The organism is Streptomyces sp. B15 (assembly GCF_018070605.1).
In the GTDB taxonomy this organism is placed as follows: domain Bacteria; phylum Actinomycetota; class Actinomycetes; order Streptomycetales; family Streptomycetaceae; genus Streptomyces; species Streptomyces smyrnaeus.
Genome location: NZ_JAGPXJ010000004.1, coordinates 60,844 through 77,300, shown reverse-complemented (window position 1 = coordinate 77,300; position 16,457 = coordinate 60,844). Strand labels below are relative to the sequence as shown.

Sequence of the window (16,457 nt, the reverse complement as noted above, 5' to 3'; positions counted from 1 at the left end):
CTGCCGCGAAGACCTCTGCAGACAGGCTTTTCTGCAACGGATTCCGTTGAATGGAGGTCTTGACTCCGCTTCACTTCAACAGCTTGTATGCGCGGACCGGAACGCGTCTTCCGGCACCACCACCCCCCGCACCACGGCTCGGTGCGCCACCGGAGGCGATACCGCTCCCCGCCCAGTACGCAGAGTACGAACGGACCAGCATGACCGACACGCTCGAAGACAACAGCAAGCCCAAGCTCACCCGCTCCATCGGTGTCGTGGGCGGCACGCTGCTCACCCTGTCCTGTCTGACCCCGGCGTCATCACTGTTCGTGATCGTGCCGGACTCCTTCAGCACACTGGGCACCGGCACGGCGCTCACCATCACCGTCGCCGCGCTGTTGTGTATCGGCGTCGCGTTCGCCTACTCCGAACTGGGCACGCTCATCCCGAGCTCGGGCGGTGAGTACGCCATGGTCGGCACCCTGATGGGGCGGCTGGCGGGCTGGCTGGTCTTCATCCTGTCGCTGATCGTTGTCATGATCGTGCCGCCGATCATCGCATTGGGCACCGCGGACTACCTCGCACCGGTCGTACGCCTCGACCCGGAGTTCGCAGCCGCCGCCGTCATGCTGCTCTCCACCGCCATGGGCCTGCTGGACCTGCGGGCCAACGCCTGGATCACCGGCGTCTTCCTCGCCCTGGAGGTCGTGGGAGCCGCCATCGTCGCCTTCCTGGGCTTCACCCACACCCAGCGCTCCGCCTCGGTGCTGGTGCACCCGGTCATGGACGGCGGTCAGGGCCACACCTCGCCGGTCACGGCCGGTCTGATCGTCGCCGGGCTGGCCACCGCACTGTTCATCCTGCAGGGCTTCTCGACCGCCGTGTACCTCGCGGAGGAGATGGAGAACCCACGGCGCACCGTCGCCCGCACCGTGCTGTGGACGCTCGCCATCGGGTTCGCGGTCGTCATCGTCCCCGTCGTCGCCATCACCCTGGGCGCACCCGATCTGCACGCACTGGCGGGTGGCGACATCGCGGGCATGGTGCAGCAGTGGAGCAACTCGGCCGTCGGTACGTTCATCAGCCTGTGCATCGCGCTGGCGATCGTCAACGCGGCGATCGTCATGGTCATCCAGAACTCCCGGGTCGTCTTCGCCTCCGCCCGTGACTCGGCCTGGCCCACCCCGGTCAACCGCGCCCTCTCCCGGCTCGGCAAGCGCTTCGGCTCCCCGTGGGTGGCCACACTGGTGGTCGGCGTGCCGGGCGCGCTGCTGTGCTTCGTCGACCTCGGCGTGCTGAGCGAGGTCACCGGAGTGGCCGTGGCGGGGATGTACGTCTTCGTCGCGCTCGGCGCCCTCGCCGCGCGCCGTACCGCCTTCAAGCACCGGGCCGCCTGGCGGATGCCGCTGTGGCCGGTGCTCCCCGCGCTGCTGATGGCGGTACTGCTGTGGGTGCTGTGGCAGCAGAGCACCGAGAGCCTCGCCATCACCGGCGGCATCATCCTCGTCGCGGTCGCCTATTGGGCGTTCTATCTGCGGCCGCGGCAGGACACCCACTGGGTGATCTCCGTGCCCGAGGACGAGCAGGCCCCGGCCCCCTTCCACGACGACGACAACGGAGACGGGGACGGGGACGGGAACGGGAACGGAGACGCGGACGAGGGCGGGGACGGGGACGACCGGGGCGAGCGCTCGGACGCCCTCCAGCCGGCCTCCCGGTCCTGAGCGGTGTGTTGCGGCGGTCGCCGACCGGGGTAGGCGCATGCCGACGCGCCGGCGACGACGGGGGGAATCGTGTCCGAGGACATCGCGCAGCCTCGCGATGAGGCGTCGACCAGGTCGAGACCGCTGGGAATCCTCGTGGCGGCACTGCTCCTGCCCGCTGCGATGGTCACCTGGCTCGTGGTGTGGATCGTCGGTAACGCACAGAAGCTGACGGCGGGTGAGCCCGCCACGATGCGCAGTGTGACGCGGTGCGTGGAAGGCGGTGGGCAGGCGCTGCCGCCTTCCGCTTGCAGCGGTTCATGGGTGTTCCCGGACGGCCGCACCGGGGTCGGTGACGTCACCACGGGCAGGAACGGGGTGTCCGTGGGCGACACGGTCTTCGCGGGGGACACCTGGGCGTACTGGTCGTCTGCTCCCTTGTACCGGTTGGTGTTCATCCCCATCGGCGCAGTCGGTGCGGGAGTCCTGATCGCGGTGGTGATCCGGGTGGCCCACCGCAGGAAGAAGCGGTCACCGGCCCGCGCCTCGTGAGCCGGAACGGGGCGTGCGCCGCGTGCCCGGCGGCGGGACCGAGCGCGGGTCCGCCCCGCCGCGCGGCTGAAGGCCCCGCGGGGCTGAGCGGCCCCGCGCGTCCGAGAGGGCCCGCACGGCGCATTCCCGCCACCCGGAAAGAGCGTGTGCGTACAACGACCTTGTATGTCCGGAACTGTTCTGACCTGCAGTTCTGTGACACAGACGAGACTGGGGATCGATCGTCTTGTCACCGGACGTGGCCGATAGTGTCTGCTACGCAAAGGCGGGGGCCCGCGCGTTGAGCGAGTTCGCGCAGACGTCTCCCCCCGCTGCTCAGCACCCGCACACCGGGTGCCGAACACCGAGGAGGGAGCCGGAGCCATGTCCTACCCGAGCCCGCCCGGAGCCCCCGGCAGCGCCGGGGGCTCCGGGCAGCAGCCGAGCCCACCTCCCCCTCCCCCTGCATACGGCCGTCAGGTGCACCCGGCGACGACACCGGGCGGCGGAATGCCCGGGGGCGCAACGCCGCTGCCGCCGCAGCCGAGGAAGAACACCGGCCGCAACTGCCTCACGGCCTTCCTCGGCATCGTCGGCGGTCTGGCTCTCCTCGCGGGCGGCGCACTGACCGCGCACACCGTCTCCAACGCCAACCAGGACATTCCCAACCGCTCCGGTTACGGCCCGGTCATGTGGCGCAACGAGCCGGTGGACAAGCTCTTCCCCAAGACCCTCGGCCCGAAGACCGACTCGCAGTCGGGTGCCGACGATCCGAAGAACGCCGAATGGCACCGCCTCGGGATATCCCCGCAGACCGACTGCGCCGAGGGGCTGACCGGAGCGCTGGCGGCCGAGGCGAAGAAGCGGGGCTGCAAAGCGGTGCTGCGCGCCACCTACACCGACCCGACGGGCAACCTCGTCGCCACCGTGGCGCTCATCGTCCTGCCGAAGGTCGACGACCCCGAGGACGGCATGAGCGCCTTCTTCGACGCGCAGCAGGACAAGCGCACCGCCGGCCACGGCGTCAAGACGTTCCCGGTGCCGGACTCCCTCGCCGCCGGCTGGAAGGACGCCAACCGCAACGGCTCGGACGGCGTGCAGGCCAGCGGCCCGTCGCTGCCCTACGCCATCGCGGTCAGTGCCGGTTCCGTGGACGGCCGCAAGGCGGGCCGGCTGCCCGGCGAGTGGGGCAGGACGCAACTGGACGCCAAGTCGGACCGGATGCCCTGGCGGGAGGCCGCCGCCACCCTGGCCGACGACCTGAACGTACATCTCGGCGATCTGCTGCTCGAGGAGACCTCATGAACCGACGGCGCCTCGGCACGCTGGTTGTCGCCGCCTGGCTGGGTCCGCTGCTGTGCACGGCCACCGCGACGCCCGCCCAGGCCGACACGCCCACCAGTTGGGAAGCGCGCGCCCTCGGCCTGTCCTCCGCACAGCGGACCACCAAGGGGGACGGCGTCAAGGTCGCCGTCCTGGACAGCGGTGTCGAGAAGGACCATCCGTCTCTCGCGGGCAAGGTGACCACCGGCCCCGACTTCCTCAAGGACGGCCTCCGGCCCGGCGACCCGCGCTGGGGAGGCCACGGCACCGCCATGGCGTCGGACGTGCTCAAGGTCGCCCCGAAGGCCGACATCCTCTCGGTGCGGGTGATCGACGACAAGAAGGAGCACGACCCCGACGACTGGAAGACCGGCCCCAGCCCGGTGGCCCAGGGCATCGAGTACGCGGTCGACCACGGTGCCGACGTCATCTCCATGTCGCTGGGCGGCGACTCCTTCGGCTCCAGCTTCAACGAGGAGGAGACCAAGGCCCTGGCCCACGCCGCCTACAAGGGCGTGACCGTGGTGGCCTCGGCGGGCAACGACGGCGACGTCCTCAACGACTCGTCCTACCCGGCCGGCTACCCGGGTGTCATCGCCGTCGCCGCCGTGCAACAGGGCGGCAGCCGCGCCGAGTTCTCCACCGTGCGGACGTACAACACCGTGGCGGCGCCCGGCGTCGGCATCGTCAGCGCGAAGAACACCGGCGGCTACGCACCCGTCAACGGCACCTCGCCCGCGGCGGCCCTCACCTCCGGTGTGGTCGCGCTGATGCTCGGCAAGGATCCCGAGCTCAAGCCCTCGCAGGTCCGCGCCATCCTCACCAAGACCGCCGAGCACCCGCCGGGCGGCTACGACCCCCGCGTCGGCCACGGGGTGGTGAACGCGGCGGCGGCCGTCCGCGCCGTCTCCGACCCACCGGCCGACGGCGCGGCGCCCGCCGAGCACAAGGGCAGGTCGCAGCTGGCCTCCCCCACCGATGTCGAGCCCACCGTGCATCCGCCGATGGAAACGGCACCGCTGGCCATCGGCCTCGCCGCGGCGGGTGTCGGGCTGCTGATGGTGGCCGGTGCCGTCCTCGTCAGCCGGGCGGGCCGGCGCCGCGCCGCCACCTCGGCTGTCGGCCCCCGGTTCCCCGGACCGCAGTAGGAGGTCCGACGGCGGCGCCGGGCCTCTTCCGGCCCGGCGCCACCGCGCCGCGTCAGGGGGCCATGCGCAGCCCGTCCTCCTTGGCGCCCCGGCTGAAGACCACCTTGCGGATGGACTCGTAGGCCTCGTCCTGCGCCGGGTCGCCCGCGCTTCTGCTCGCCTTCGAGGCGAGGTTGATCAGGGTGTGCCGGGGCGAGGTCTTCATCATGAAGGGGGTGAACCGGGCTCTGTCCACCGTCCAGGCACCGGCGCCCCGCCCGCTGTCCGCACCGGCCTTGTCGTTCCTGCTGTTCTTGCTGTCCCTCTCGTTCCCGTCCCCCTTCGGGGGGACGAAGTGGAAGCGGGCCGCCGTACCCATGCTGCCGCGCGGGTCGTTCATCTTGCCGGCGATCTGGTCACCCATCCCGTAGACGACCCAGGTCCCGTTGATCTTCTCGTAGGCCTGGGGCACATGGGCGTGGGTGCCCAGGATCAGATCGATGTCCCGCCGCCCGTGGGAGCGGGAGGCGGTCAGCTTCTTGGCGACCGAGCGCTGCAGTTCGTCGGGGTCCTCCTGCCACTCGGTGCCCCAGTGCAGACTGGCCACCACCACGTCGGCGCCCGCGCGGCGCGCGGCACGGGCGTCCCGGATGATGCGTTCGGGCTCGATCAGGTTGACGAGCCAGGGCTTGTTCTCCGGGAGGGAGATGCCGTTGGTTCCGTAGGTGTAGGAGAGCTGTGCGACCTTTGCGTCGCCCGCCCGCAGCATCGCGGGCCGGCTGCGCTCCCGGGCCGACCGGGCGGACCCCACATGTTCGAGGCCGGCGGTGTCCATCGCCTTCAGGGTGCGGCCGACGCCGTCGGCGCTGTCGTCCAGGGTGTGGTTGGAGCCGGTCGAACACGAGTCGTAGCCCGCGTCCTTGACGGAGCGGGCGAGCTGCGGCGGCGTCTGGAAGAGCGGATAGCCGGTGAACGGGCCGCCGTCGGGACCGTAGATGGTCTCCATGTGGCAGATGGCCACATCCGCCTTCTTGGCCAGTGGCTCGGCGGCGGCGATCATACGGCCGAAGTCGTAGCCCGAGCCGCCCGCGTCGGCACGGGCCTGACGGATGATCGAGTCGTGGACGAGCAGGTCGCCGGTGGCGAACAGCGAGAACCCGCCCCGGGCCTGCTCCGCACGCTCTCCGCGCGCCTGCGCGGCCTGCTGCCCGTCGCCCTGCCCGCCATCCCGGCCGGAGCCCGAGCCGCTGCCGGCCTCCCCGCATCCCGCGACGCCGCCGAACAGCGCGGCGAGGGCCAGCACCGCGGTGGCGTGCCGCACCCGGGCGGGGGTCCGGTTCCGGCTGCGGCCCCCGGCTCGGTACCCGGATCGGGCGCGGTGGCCGGCGTGGCCGGGGGCGGGAGGGTGGCTGATGCGCATGGGAGCTCCTCCGGGACGCGAAAGTCATACAAGCCGATAAACGGACTGGTAATGACTCGTCCCCGTTGTCCCGCGGCCACACCGCACCTGGGGCCGAACGGCCTACAAGGTGCACCCGGTCGATCGTTCGACGCGGTGTTGAAGCGCACTGCCACCGGGCCCCGGCGCCCCGAGCGCAGCCGGGAACGGCCAGGTCAGCAGCGGGACCCGGCCGACAGGAACCCCGGCGTGCCGGGTCAGGCGCGGGTGACGGTGTGCCGGAAGAGCACCCGGAGTGCGGCGTGCGAGGCGGGCGGAAGGGCTGCCTTGTCCAACTGCGTGTAGGCCTCCGACAGCTGCCAGGCGGATATCTCGTGCGCTGCGGCGCGCCCGCCCGCGTTCTCGATGAGGTCGGCCAACTCGTCCGGCGGCGGTGGGCAGGCCGGGCCGCCGCCCAGCGACTCGGCGAGCGTACGGGCGGCCGGATTGCCCGCACGCAGGGCCGCGATCAGCGGCAGGCTCGGGCCGCCCTCCCGTAAACCGCTCATGACGGGCCGTCCGCTCAGCCCTGTTCCCGACCACAGATCCTCGATGTCGCGGGCCGCCTGCACGGCTATACCCAGATGGTGACCGGCGCGGGTCAGCGCCTCGACGACCCGCTCCTCGGCACCGCCCAGCAGCGCCCCGCCCGCCAGCGCACACTCCAGCAGTGAACTGGTGCGCGCGGCAGCGACCGCCGCGTACTCCTCCACACTGATCCCCTCCGGGGCCCGGCGCCGCAGAGCCAGCTCGGCCGAACGGCCGCCGATCAGCCGGGAGGTGGTGCGGGTCAGCATCTGCAGTACGGCGGCGCGCGCCTGCCCCGCCGCCTCGGCTCCGGCAGGCGCCGCACTCCGGGCGCCGGACGGCTCCGCCTCCAGCGTCCCGCCCCCGGGTCCGTCCGCCGCCTCCGGCTCCGCGGACGTCAGCAGACAGCGGGTGGCCGCACCGAGCAGCGCGTCCCCGGCCAGCACCGCCCAGCCGGTGCCGTAGACGGCCCATACGGCAGAGCGGCCCCGGCGCAGCGCCTCGCCGTCCATCACGTCGTCGTGCAGCGCCGCCCAGTTGTGGACCAGTTCCACGGCCGCGGCTCCCAGCAGTGCCGCGGCCGTGGAGGCTTCGGGCAGCCCGCCGTCCCGCTCCGCCTCGCCCGCGCCCGCCGCGTGCAGGGTGAGCGCCGCGTGCGGATACGGACCCGGGGTGACGCCGTAGGTGGGACTGCCGTCCGGGCGGGTCCAGCCGAAGTGATAGCCGCAGACGCGCCGCAGTTCGGGCTGGAGCGCCCCGACGGCCTCCCTCAGTGCGGGTTCGGTCCGCTCGTGCGCGTACGCCAGCAGGGAGGGTGCGGCGGTGACGTCGGAGAGGTCGTAAGTCGTCATACCGGAGCGGCTTCTCCTTTCTCCGGCCCAGGCGCGCCAAGCAGCGCGAAGCGTGTGGGAATGGTGCGCTCTCAGTAATCGGCTTTCCCTCCCTCCGGCCCGGTGACTCCCACTCGGCGGGGCCAGTACGAAGCACGTGGGGGCGCAGGGGGCGGCAGGGCGCGGCAAGGGGCGGCCGGGTGCGGCCGGGTGCGGCGGGGCCCGCGAGATTCCCAGGTGTGAGGCGCGCATGGAGTGCAACTCGGGACACATTCGCACGGCTCCCGGATGCGGGCGTGTGCGCCAGAGGCGAGAGTGAGAGCGCGTGCGCGCGCGGTCGCAGCGGTCGGCGGGACGCGTGACGTCTCGTACGCGCGACGGGGCAGGTAGGGCAGGAGGAGCGATGGCACGTCCGGTCTGGAGCGGAGTGATCACCTTCGGGCTGGTCACGGTTCCGGTGCGGATGTACGCCGCGACCGAGGACCACACCACCCACTTCCACCAGCTGCAGCGCGGCACCAACGACCGGGTGCGCAACAAGCGGATCAACGAGCGCACCGGCAAGCGGGTCGAGTACGACGACATCGTCAAGGGGTACGAGATCGCCGAGGGCGAGTACGTCACCGTCGAGCCGGAGGAGCTGGCCGAGATCGCCCCCGGCAAGTCCCAGGTGATCGACGTCAGCGGATTCGTGGAGGCCGCGGAGATCGACCCGGTCCACTATGTGCGCGCCTACTACCTCTCCCCCAGTGGCGACCAGTACGGCAAGCCGTACGAGTTGCTGCGGGCGGCGCTCGCCGAGTCGGAGAAGACCGGCATCGCCACGTTCGTGATGCACAGCAAGGAATACCTGGTGGCGCTGCGGGCCGGCGAGGAGGCGCTGACGCTGCACACCCTGCACTGGGCCGACGAGGTGCGCGACCCGCGCGAGGAGCTGCCCGAGCTGCCGAGCCGGGAGCGGTCCGGCAGCAAGGAGCTGAAGACGGCGCAGCAGCTGGTCGAGAGCATGAGCATCCCCTTCCGGCCCGAGGAGTACACCGACACCTACGAGGACCGGGTGCGCGCGCTCATCGAGGCCAAGGCCAACGGCGAGGAGGTCACCCCGGCGGAGGGGCCGCCCGAGGCCACCAACGTCGTCGACCTCAGCGAAGCCCTCAACCGCAGCATCGAACGTGCCCGCTCGGGCAGGCCGGAGCCCAGGCGCAGGTCCGGGTCGAAGGCCGGGTCCCGGTCCAAAGGCGGCCCCGAGCCCAGGCGCAGGTCCGGATCGAAGGCCGGGTCCGGGGCCGGACCCGAGGGCCGGGGCGCGGGCAAGGGCAGGGGCGCCCCGCGCAAGGGCCCGGCGCTCGCCGAACTCAGCAAGGACGAGCTGTACCGCCGCGCCACCGAGCAGGGCGTCAAGGGCCGTTCGAGGATGAGCCGGGAACAGCTGCTCGAAGCACTCGACGGCGCCCGCGAGGCCGCCTGAGCCGGATCACCGAGTACGTGCAGGAGGACGTGGGATGGGCGTACGTACCTGGCTGAGCGAATGGCCCGTGTACCGGCAGCTGACCGGGGACGATCCGACGGGCCGGGGCGCTGGGCGGGGCGCTCCTCGGCGGCCGGGGCCGGCCCCTGGCGGCACTGAGCGGCGCCGCACTGGTCGCCGGGTCGGCGTGCACCCGGCTGGGAGTCTTCCACGCGGGGAAGGCCGCCATGGCCGACCCGAAGTACACGGTGGTGCCCCAGCGTGAGCGCCTGCGCGCCCGCCGGGAGGCGGCAGCCGCCGTGGATCAGGGGGATGGCTCAGGGCCGCCAGCGGCGTAGCGGCGTGTGGTGCTCGTACGGCATGGGGTCGGGGTAGGTGAGCAGCTCCAGGGTGCTGCCCCAGGGCGTACGGCAGTAGACGAACCGGTTGCGCGGTCCGGCCTCGGGGCCGGGCAGGTCGTGCGGCTCGTCGAGCAGGCTCCCGCCCGCCTCGCGGACCGCCTCGCACGCGGCGGGCAGATCCTCCACATAGCAGGCCAGATGCTGCCAGCCCAGATCGCTGGGGACGGCCGCCTCGCGCTGCCGGGGGCCGTGGAACTCGAACAGCTCCAGACCGGGGCCGTGCGGCAGGCGCAGCATGCGCATGGCGACCTGCGCGGTGCCGGGCGGCACACCCAGCCGCCGGGTGGTCTCCTGGCCGCCCTTCGGCCCTTCCGCACGCGGCAGCGTGTCGTACAGCCGCTCGGCGCCGAGCGTCCGGGCGAAGAAATCGGTCGCCTTCTCGATATCGGGGACGGTCACCCCGACATGATCGATTCCCCTGGGCACATGCGTATGCCGCATACACGCGCTCCTTTCGTTCTCGAGGACGACGCGAGAACACCCGGACCGCATAAGGGAGTTCAGTCCGGCGCGGCAGCGTTCACGGCACCGCTACAGCGGAATATCGGCGCAGACGGTCTTTCCGGTCTCCGGGTGTGCCCGAATGGTGACGTCCCGGGCCAGATGGCAGACGATGGGCCAGCCGAACCCGCCGTCTTCTCCCTCGGAAAAATCCTGCGGACTGCGGTCACGGGGCAGCACCGAACTGGAATCGGCTACTTCGACTGTGACGGTCTCGTGCCCGATGCTCAACCGGAAGTCCCGTACCCCGTCACCGTGCCGGAGCGCGTTGGTCACCAGCTCGGACACGACCAGCAGCACGGTCTCGGCGGCTTCGCCCGAGGGTGGCGGTGAGAGCGTGGCCAGAAAATTTCGGGTGAGCCGACGCGCTTGAAAACTGCTGCGCAAATAGCGCGTCCGCACTGTTCCGGTTGCAACACTCTCCCCGTCGCGAAGGTCCGCTACCTGTTCCATGCCTGTCTCCCGTCTCCGCAGGGCTGTTGCCACTGAAAGCGACCTGACCCGCGAATGTGGGGGTCTTTCCTCTCCCGGCGCGGTCTCGCACCTGCGCGAATACCTCGCCGCCCGCTGAACGGTGCCCCGTGTGAACGCTCGAACGGCTGCAGGGTCAGTTACCCGGGGCTTTCGTCTTCATGCATGGTTCGGCACGGACGGTACGGACAAGGAAAGGTCAGACCATTCCGGTGACTGTTGACGATCATCTCTTCGGATGTTCGTCGGCGCGGACCGAAGGGAAGCCAGGGGCAGGTGCGAGAGCTGCGGCTGCTGGAAGGTGTCACCCCGTCCGGCGGCAGGACGTACGATCACTGCTGCGGGGGAGGCGACGGCGGGCGAGAGGCCCGGTCCTGCCACCGCCGGATTTGGGATACTCGAAGGACCGCAGGTCCGCATCAGGGCGGGACGCGTACAAGACCGGCCCCGTGCCGGGGGACGGAGGCGGAGTGAGGTCGCGGGAGAACGACCGTCTGGCCATCACGCCGCTCGCCGTCAAGGACGAGTGCGCGGTCATCCGCTTCAGCGGGGAACTGGATCAGGGGTCCGAGGAGTTCTACCTGGACCGCATCGGCGCCGTGGTCGCCACCGGGTACCGCCACCTGGTGCTGGATGTGACAGCCCTGGTCTTCTGCGACTCACGGGGGCTGAACTGCCTGCTGGCCCTGCGATGGCTGCTGCAGCGCCGGGAAGGCAGTCTGCTGCTCGCCTGCGTCGGACGGCGGCTCGCCGCGGTGCTCTCCCTCACCGGAAGCACCGACATGCTGCCCGTCTTCTCCAGCGTCAGCGAGGCGCTGCGCTCGCTGCCCGCCGACCAGCGTCCCGACTGGCCTCCCACCGAGAGCGCGGGCCCGGACATTCCGCTGCACAGCCCGGAGCCGCTGGAGACCTCCTGGCAGAAGGACGCCAACCCGCACTTCCCCCGGGACCCCGAGGGCATGGACTCCTAGCCGCGGCCCGCGGTGTCGCGGAGGGCGGTGGGCCGAGGGCGAGTGAGGATGGAGGGTCCGACCGCACACCCTCCAGCAGCGCAGTGTCGCCGCACCGCACCCTAGGAACAGGCCATGGAGCAGCAGCAACCGGCCGTGAAGCAGCCGCAGCAGTCCTTCGACCAGGCGCAGCGGGCCCTGGAGCACCCGCAGCCGAAATCGCTGTCCACCCGGGCGTTCCTGCTGTGGGGGCTCGGCCTCACCCTGCTGGTGGTCGGTCTCAGCCTGGTGGCGGGGTCCGAGGTGCGGTTGGTGGGCCTGCTGATCTTCCTGCCGGCCATCGCGGCGAGCGTGGGCACCGTACGGCAGACGCAGGCCGCCTCCGCCTGGGCGACGGCCGGAGCCGTCGTGTCCATCGCACGCGCACCCGGCTACCACCTGGACGACGCCATCACTTTGGTGCTCACGCTGCTGTTCGCGGGGCTCGCCCTGTTCGGGGCGCGCTGGCGCATCGCTCGGGACACCGAGCTGCTGCGGCTGCGATCGACCGCCGCCGTCATCCAGCAGCACATCCTCCACCCGCTGCCCGAGGTGACGCCCCAGGTGCGGGTCGACGGGGTGTTCGAGCCGCTGCAGGAGGACAAGCTGTTCGGCGGCGACATCTACGACGTGGCCGCCACCCCCTTCGGCACCCGGGTGCTGATCGGCGATGTGCAGGGCAAGGGACTGTCCGCGGTCGGTGCGGCCTTCGCCGTACTCGGCGGGTTCCGCGAAGCGGCCCACCGGGAGCCCACGCTGTCGGGCCTGGTGGACGCGCTGGAGACGTCCGTCGTCCGCCACAACGCCTACGCCCGCCGCTCCGGTGAGCCCGAGCGGTTCATCACGGCCCTGGTGCTGTCGGTCGACCCGCTCGACCAGGGCACCGCACAGGTCGTCAACTGCGGTCATCTGCCACCGTTCCTGGTGCGGGACTCCTCCCGGCAGCCGTGCCAGGTGCGGCTCGGGGAGACGGGGGTGCCCCTCGGGCTGGCCTCGCTGGTGGGCGAGGAGCGCTCGGCAGCCGGTTTCAGCTTTCCGCCGGACTCCGTTCTGCTGCTGTACACCGACGGCCTCTCCGAGGCCCGGGACGGTGCGGGCACCTTCTATCCGCTCGCCGAGCGGCTCACCGCGCTGGTGAAGGGCGCCGACCCGGCCTCCCGGCCCGCTGCCGGACCGGCTGCCCGGCCCGCTCCCGGCTCCGGGAGCGACGAGGCGCCCACCGAGCTGGCCCATGCGCTGCGCGACGACGTACGCGCCTTCACCCACCCCTATCAGCAGGACGATCTCGCGATCCTCACTCTGCGGCGGCTCCCCGCGACCGGCCGCGCCGCCGGATCGGCCTACACGGCCGACACGGCCGGCTCGACACCGCCCCGCCGCCAGGAGCCCTGAGGGCGACGCCAGGAGCCGCCCTCGGGCCCGTGCGCCCTCGGGGGTGGCGGTGCCCCCCTGCGGACAGCGGCGACGGCCGTTATCGTCGGTGCGGACGGGGACGGCGCAGCGCCGGGGCGCTGCGCCGAGGGGGATACGGAGGGGGAACCGCATGACGTCCGGCCGGGGTCGGCTGCTCGCCGTCAGCGACCTGCACGTGGGGATGGCGGCCAACAAACCCGTCACCGAAGCCCTCCGCCCGCAGACCGACGACGACTGGCTGATCGTCGCGGGTGACGTGGCGGAGCACTTCGAGGAGGTGGCCTGGGCGCTGCGGCTGCTCGCCGGGCGGTTCGCCCGCGTGGTGTGGACGCCGGGCAACCACGAGCTGTGGACACCGCGCGGCGACCCGGTGCAGCTGCGGGGCGCCGAGCGGTACGCGCGACTGGTCGAGCTGTGCCGGTCCTTGGGCGTGCTGACACCCGAGGACCCCTACCCGCGCTGGGTGGGTCCCGAGGGCGAGGTGGTGATCGCGCCGGTCTTCCAGCTGTACGACTACTCCTTCCGGCCGCCCGGCGCCCACACCAAGGAGGAGTCGCTGGCCCGCGCCCATGCCTCGGGGGTCGTCTGTACGGACGAGTATCTGCTGCACCCCGACCCCTACCCCGCCGTCGACGACTGGTGCCGGGAGCGGGTGGCCGCCACCGAGAAGCGGCTGGACGCCCTGGACCCCGGCACCCCGCTGGTGCTCGTCAGCCACTGGCCGCTGCTGCGGGAGCCGACCGAGGTGATGTGGTACCCGGAGTTCGCGCAGTGGTGCGGCACCCAGCTGACCGCCGACTGGCACAAGAGGTACAACGTGGCCGTCTCCGTCTACGGCCATCTGCACATCCCCCGCACCACCGAGCACGACGGGGTCCGCTTCGAGGAGGTATCCATCGGCTACCCCAGGGAGTGGCGCCGCCGGGGCCACCCGCGCGGGCTGCTGCGGCAGATCCTGCCCACGCCGGACGAGTACTGACGGGGACGGGCTGCCGCCGCCAGGGCGGGACGCCCCTCGTCAGCCGATCGGACCGTGCAGCTTCCTCGCCCGGCGCACCGTGGCGAACAGCAGCGCCGAGGTGAGCCCGACAGCGGTCGCCACGGGCCGCAGCATCGCCCCCGCCTGCGCCCCGGGGTCGAGAGCGCCGCTCAGTCCCAGCCCCGCGGTCAGCGAAGCGACCGCCGTCAGGAACGGTGTGGCGTACCAGAGCAGGAACACGAAGACGCTGGCGTCCCCGGCGGGAGTCACCAGGCCCAGGGACAGCAGATCCGTCCGTACCGGGCCGCGCGCCGCCGCCAGCACCGCCGCGGCTGCGAAGGGCGGCGCGCACAGCGGCATCAGCAGCAGCGCCCATCCGCCGCCGCGCAGCGCGAAGGGGACGGCCGCCAGCAGGGCGAACACGGCACCGACCAGCGCCGGGACGATCGCATGCCGCACCATCGAGGCGGCGAGGCGCGACGGCGACCAGGAGGAGCGCCGTACGTCGTCCGCCTCCAGCCGCGCGGTCTCCGCGAGCTTGCCGACCGCGAACCACTCCAGGCTCAGCGCCATGGCGAGTACGGCCACACGCATCGTCCCCTCCAGCCGCACGGCCAGGCCCGCCGTACCGGCTGCGGCGACCGTCCACAGCGCGGCGCTCGCCGCACGTCCCGGCGCACGCAGCAGGGCGACGGCATCCCGCCATACGACGACGAGCCGGCGGGAGCGCGGCAGGGGCAGCCGGCGCCGGATTCTGGGCGCGCCGTCCGCGAGTGCCTCGTCGATCGCCAGCTTGGCGACGCGCAGTTCGGCCGACCACAGCACCGAGGCGACGGTGGCCGCCGTGGCGGCGCGTGCCCGCAGCAGCCGGGTGGGGACCGTCCCGACCACACCGACGGCGTGGGCGACGGCTGCGGCCGTGCCGGCGAGCAGCAAGGCGAGGGCGAGCGGCCAGCCCGCTGCCCGCCCACCGGCCGCGTGCAGCACCGGCTGCGCGGCCCAACCCCACGGTCCGGACCACAGTTCAACCGTCTCCACGAGCGCCGAGCGCCGTCCTGTCGCCGCCAGGGCCGCCTGCCCGGCGAGCAGGGTCAGCAGCAGCACGGCGTACGGGGTGAGCTTGCGCACCCGGCGCGCCGACAGGGCACCGCGTTCCACATGGAGGGCGAGCGTCGCGGCCAGCAGCGGCAAGCACACCCCGGCCGGCAGCCACAGCGAAGACGCGGGCCCCAGCTCGGCCAGCCCGATCAGCCGCAGCAGCACCGCGCCACCGACGGCACACAGCACCCCGCCGACCGTCATCAGGAGCGCCGTCAGCCGGAACGCGGGCCGCAACACCCGCTCCCGGCGTACCGGTTGGGACAGCAGCCAGCCCACGTCGTGGCGCGGCACCAGCACGGGCCCGCGCCACAGCGCGTCCCGCGCCGCGAGCACTGCCAGTGCGCACGCCAGCAGGACCAGCACCGCCGGCAGGGCGCGGCGTATCGCCTCGGCGGTGTCGTCCTGCGCGGCGAGGTGCCCGAGCCGCTGGACGAAGCGGTAGCCCAGGGTGCTGCCGTAGCCGACGGCGAACAGCGCCACGGCGTAGCCGGTGACCGCCATGTCGCGGTTGCGCCGGCTGCGGTGGGCCTGGCGCTTGTGGTGCAGCCAGCGCAGGGTCTCGGGAGTGCGGTCGTCCGCCTCCGTCCACGCGGCATCGTCGGTCTCGGCGGCGGTACCGTCGACCGGTTCGGTACCGTCCCGCTGCGCTGCGCCGCTCATCGGGGGCCGTCCAGCTCCTCCAGCACGCCGGGGCCGCCCTCGGCGAGCACCTTGCCGTCCTCCAGGACGAGCACATGGTCGGCCACGGCGTGCACGAGCTCGGCCTGGTGGGTGGCGAGGAGCACCGCCACACCGTCCCGGGTCTCACCGCGCAGCAGTTCGCCCAGGCGGGTGCGGGTGGCCGGGTCCAGGCGCTGTTCGGGTTCGTCCAGGACGAGCAGGTCCCGCGGCCGGACGAGCGCGGCAGCCAGTTGCAGGGCCTGGGTCTGGCCGGAGGAGAGGGCGGAGGGCAGCTGGTCCGCGTGACCGGCCAGGCGCCGGTCGGCCAGCACCTGGTCGATCCACATGTCCGCGTCGGCGACCCCGTGGGCCACGGTGATCAGTTCGAGGTGCTCGCGAACGGTCAGGTCCGGGTAGAAGCTGGCGGTGTCCCCCGCGACCGCCACCCGGGCCCGTACCTGAGGGTCGTCCTCGTCGACCGGCCTGCCGTCGAACAGCGCCGTTCCCGTGGTCGGCCGGTCCCGCCCGCACGCCAGGCGCAGCAGCGTCGATTTGCCCGACCCGTTGTGGCCGAACAGCGCGGTGCACGTCCCGGGGCGGACCTCCAGGTCGAGGGGGTGGAGCGCTTCCCGCTCCCCGTAGCGTCGGCTCACGCCCGACAGCCGCAGCAGCGGCTCGGCCTGCCCGCCGGCCGGCTCCGTTCCGGTCATGGGTGCGGCCGTCATCCCCCGTACTCCGATGTCGGCGGCCGCCGCAACAGCCGTTCCGTCCCGATGACAACTGCGTCCCCGCTGCTGTGCGCGGAGATCACCCCTCCGGTCGGCCCCATGTGGATCATTTTCTCAGACGATCGGACCACCTCCGGCGGCCCTGCCTCCGCGGCATCCGGCGGCGCCCGGTCCCGTCCGGTGCGACAAGTGGGGAAGGCAATGGCTGCGTGGCGGGGACGTCATACTCCTGTCACAGCAGGGGCTCGGGCGCTGACCGGGAGACCGGTTGGTTGGCTAATCTG

Annotated in this window: 14 protein-coding genes and 1 pseudogene; 9 read left to right on the top strand and 6 right to left on the bottom strand. The window is 72.4% G+C overall.

Translation table 11 applies throughout. The annotated features are described in order from the left end of the window. Positions 1–200 precede the first annotated feature (200 nt). From KBY19_RS03725 to KBY19_RS03710, 4 genes are all read left to right on the top strand, one after another. Positions 201–1,706: an APC family permease gene (locus KBY19_RS03725; RefSeq protein ID WP_099885238.1), complete on the top strand. Its 1,506-nt coding sequence runs from the start codon at positions 201–203 to the stop codon at positions 1,704–1,706. Between the two features lie 135 nt (positions 1,707–1,841). Then, positions 1,842–2,237: a hypothetical protein gene (locus KBY19_RS03720; RefSeq protein WP_210965140.1), complete on the top strand. Its 396-nt coding sequence runs from the start codon at positions 1,842–1,844 to the stop codon at positions 2,235–2,237. A gap of 363 nt (positions 2,238–2,600) precedes the next feature. Further along, positions 2,601–3,521, top strand: coding sequence for a hypothetical protein (locus KBY19_RS03715; protein WP_247690561.1), 921 nt, complete (start codon positions 2,601–2,603; stop codon positions 3,519–3,521). Then, a complete protein-coding gene (locus KBY19_RS03710; RefSeq protein ID WP_210965139.1) occupies positions 3,518–4,687 on the top strand; it encodes a S8 family serine peptidase in 1,170 nt (389 codons plus the stop codon). The genes KBY19_RS03715 and KBY19_RS03710 overlap by 4 nt, the downstream gene beginning before the upstream one ends. 52 nt (positions 4,688–4,739) lie before the next feature. Here the strand turns inward: KBY19_RS03710 and KBY19_RS03705 are convergent, their stop codons facing one another. Further along, positions 4,740–6,086 carry a CapA family protein gene (locus tag KBY19_RS03705; RefSeq protein WP_247690560.1) on the bottom strand — a complete coding sequence of 449 codons (1,347 nt, stop codon included), beginning with the start codon at positions 6,084–6,086 and terminating at the stop codon, positions 4,740–4,742. 236 nt (positions 6,087–6,322) lie between these two features. Then, on the bottom strand, positions 6,323–7,483 hold the full coding sequence (locus KBY19_RS03700; RefSeq protein WP_210965138.1) for a polyprenyl synthetase family protein: 1,161 nt from the start codon (positions 7,481–7,483) through the stop codon (positions 6,323–6,325). Between the two features lie 382 nt (positions 7,484–7,865). Here KBY19_RS03700 and KBY19_RS03695 point away from each other — a divergent pair, with 382 nt between their 5' ends. Together KBY19_RS03695 and KBY19_RS36170 are read left to right on the top strand one after the other, a co-directional pair. Continuing rightward, complete coding sequence (locus KBY19_RS03695) at positions 7,866–8,930, top strand: Ku protein (protein WP_210955154.1); 1,065 nt, start codon at positions 7,866–7,868, stop codon at positions 8,928–8,930. A 101-nt stretch (positions 8,931–9,031) separates the two neighbouring features. Next, a pseudogene (locus KBY19_RS36170) lies at positions 9,032–9,268 on the top strand (hypothetical protein); the annotation flags it as partial. Here KBY19_RS36170 and KBY19_RS03690 read toward each other — a convergent pair. Next, positions 9,248–9,772 carry a VOC family protein gene (locus KBY19_RS03690; protein WP_099885232.1) on the bottom strand — a complete coding sequence of 175 codons (525 nt, stop codon included), beginning with the start codon at positions 9,770–9,772 and terminating at the stop codon, positions 9,248–9,250. The pseudogene KBY19_RS36170 and the gene KBY19_RS03690 sit on opposite strands and share 21 nt — an antisense overlap. 90 nt (positions 9,773–9,862) lie before the next feature. After that, a complete protein-coding gene (locus tag KBY19_RS03685) occupies positions 9,863–10,285 on the bottom strand; it encodes an ATP-binding protein (protein ID WP_099885231.1) in 423 nt (140 codons plus the stop codon). Positions 10,286–10,773: 488 nt separating this feature from the next. Here KBY19_RS03685 and KBY19_RS03680 point away from each other — a divergent pair, with 488 nt between their 5' ends. From KBY19_RS03680 to KBY19_RS03670, 3 genes are all read left to right on the top strand, one after another. Next, entirely contained in the window at positions 10,774–11,274 is a 501-nt protein-coding gene (locus KBY19_RS03680; protein ID WP_099885230.1) for an STAS domain-containing protein, read from the top strand. 114 nt (positions 11,275–11,388) lie between these two features. Beyond that, the gene (locus tag KBY19_RS03675) at positions 11,389–12,684 is read left to right on the top strand and encodes a PP2C family protein-serine/threonine phosphatase (protein ID WP_210965137.1); all 1,296 of its coding nucleotides are present in this window, start codon (positions 11,389–11,391) and stop codon (positions 12,682–12,684) included. Positions 12,685–12,835: 151 nt separating this feature from the next. Next, positions 12,836–13,684, top strand: coding sequence for a metallophosphoesterase (locus KBY19_RS03670; RefSeq protein ID WP_099885228.1), 849 nt, complete (start codon positions 12,836–12,838; stop codon positions 13,682–13,684). A gap of 39 nt (positions 13,685–13,723) precedes the next feature. On the opposite strand, the gene KBY19_RS03665 is transcribed toward KBY19_RS03670, so the two are convergent. After that, positions 13,724–15,445 (bottom strand): hypothetical protein, encoded by a 1,722-nt coding sequence (locus tag KBY19_RS03665; RefSeq protein WP_210965136.1) that lies wholly within the window; start codon positions 15,443–15,445, stop codon positions 13,724–13,726. Beyond that, positions 15,442–16,155, bottom strand: a complete 714-nt coding sequence (locus KBY19_RS03660; RefSeq protein ID WP_210965135.1) for an ABC transporter ATP-binding protein — start codon at positions 16,153–16,155, stop codon at positions 15,442–15,444. The genes KBY19_RS03665 and KBY19_RS03660 overlap by 4 nt, the downstream gene beginning before the upstream one ends. Positions 16,156–16,457 lie beyond the last annotated feature (302 nt).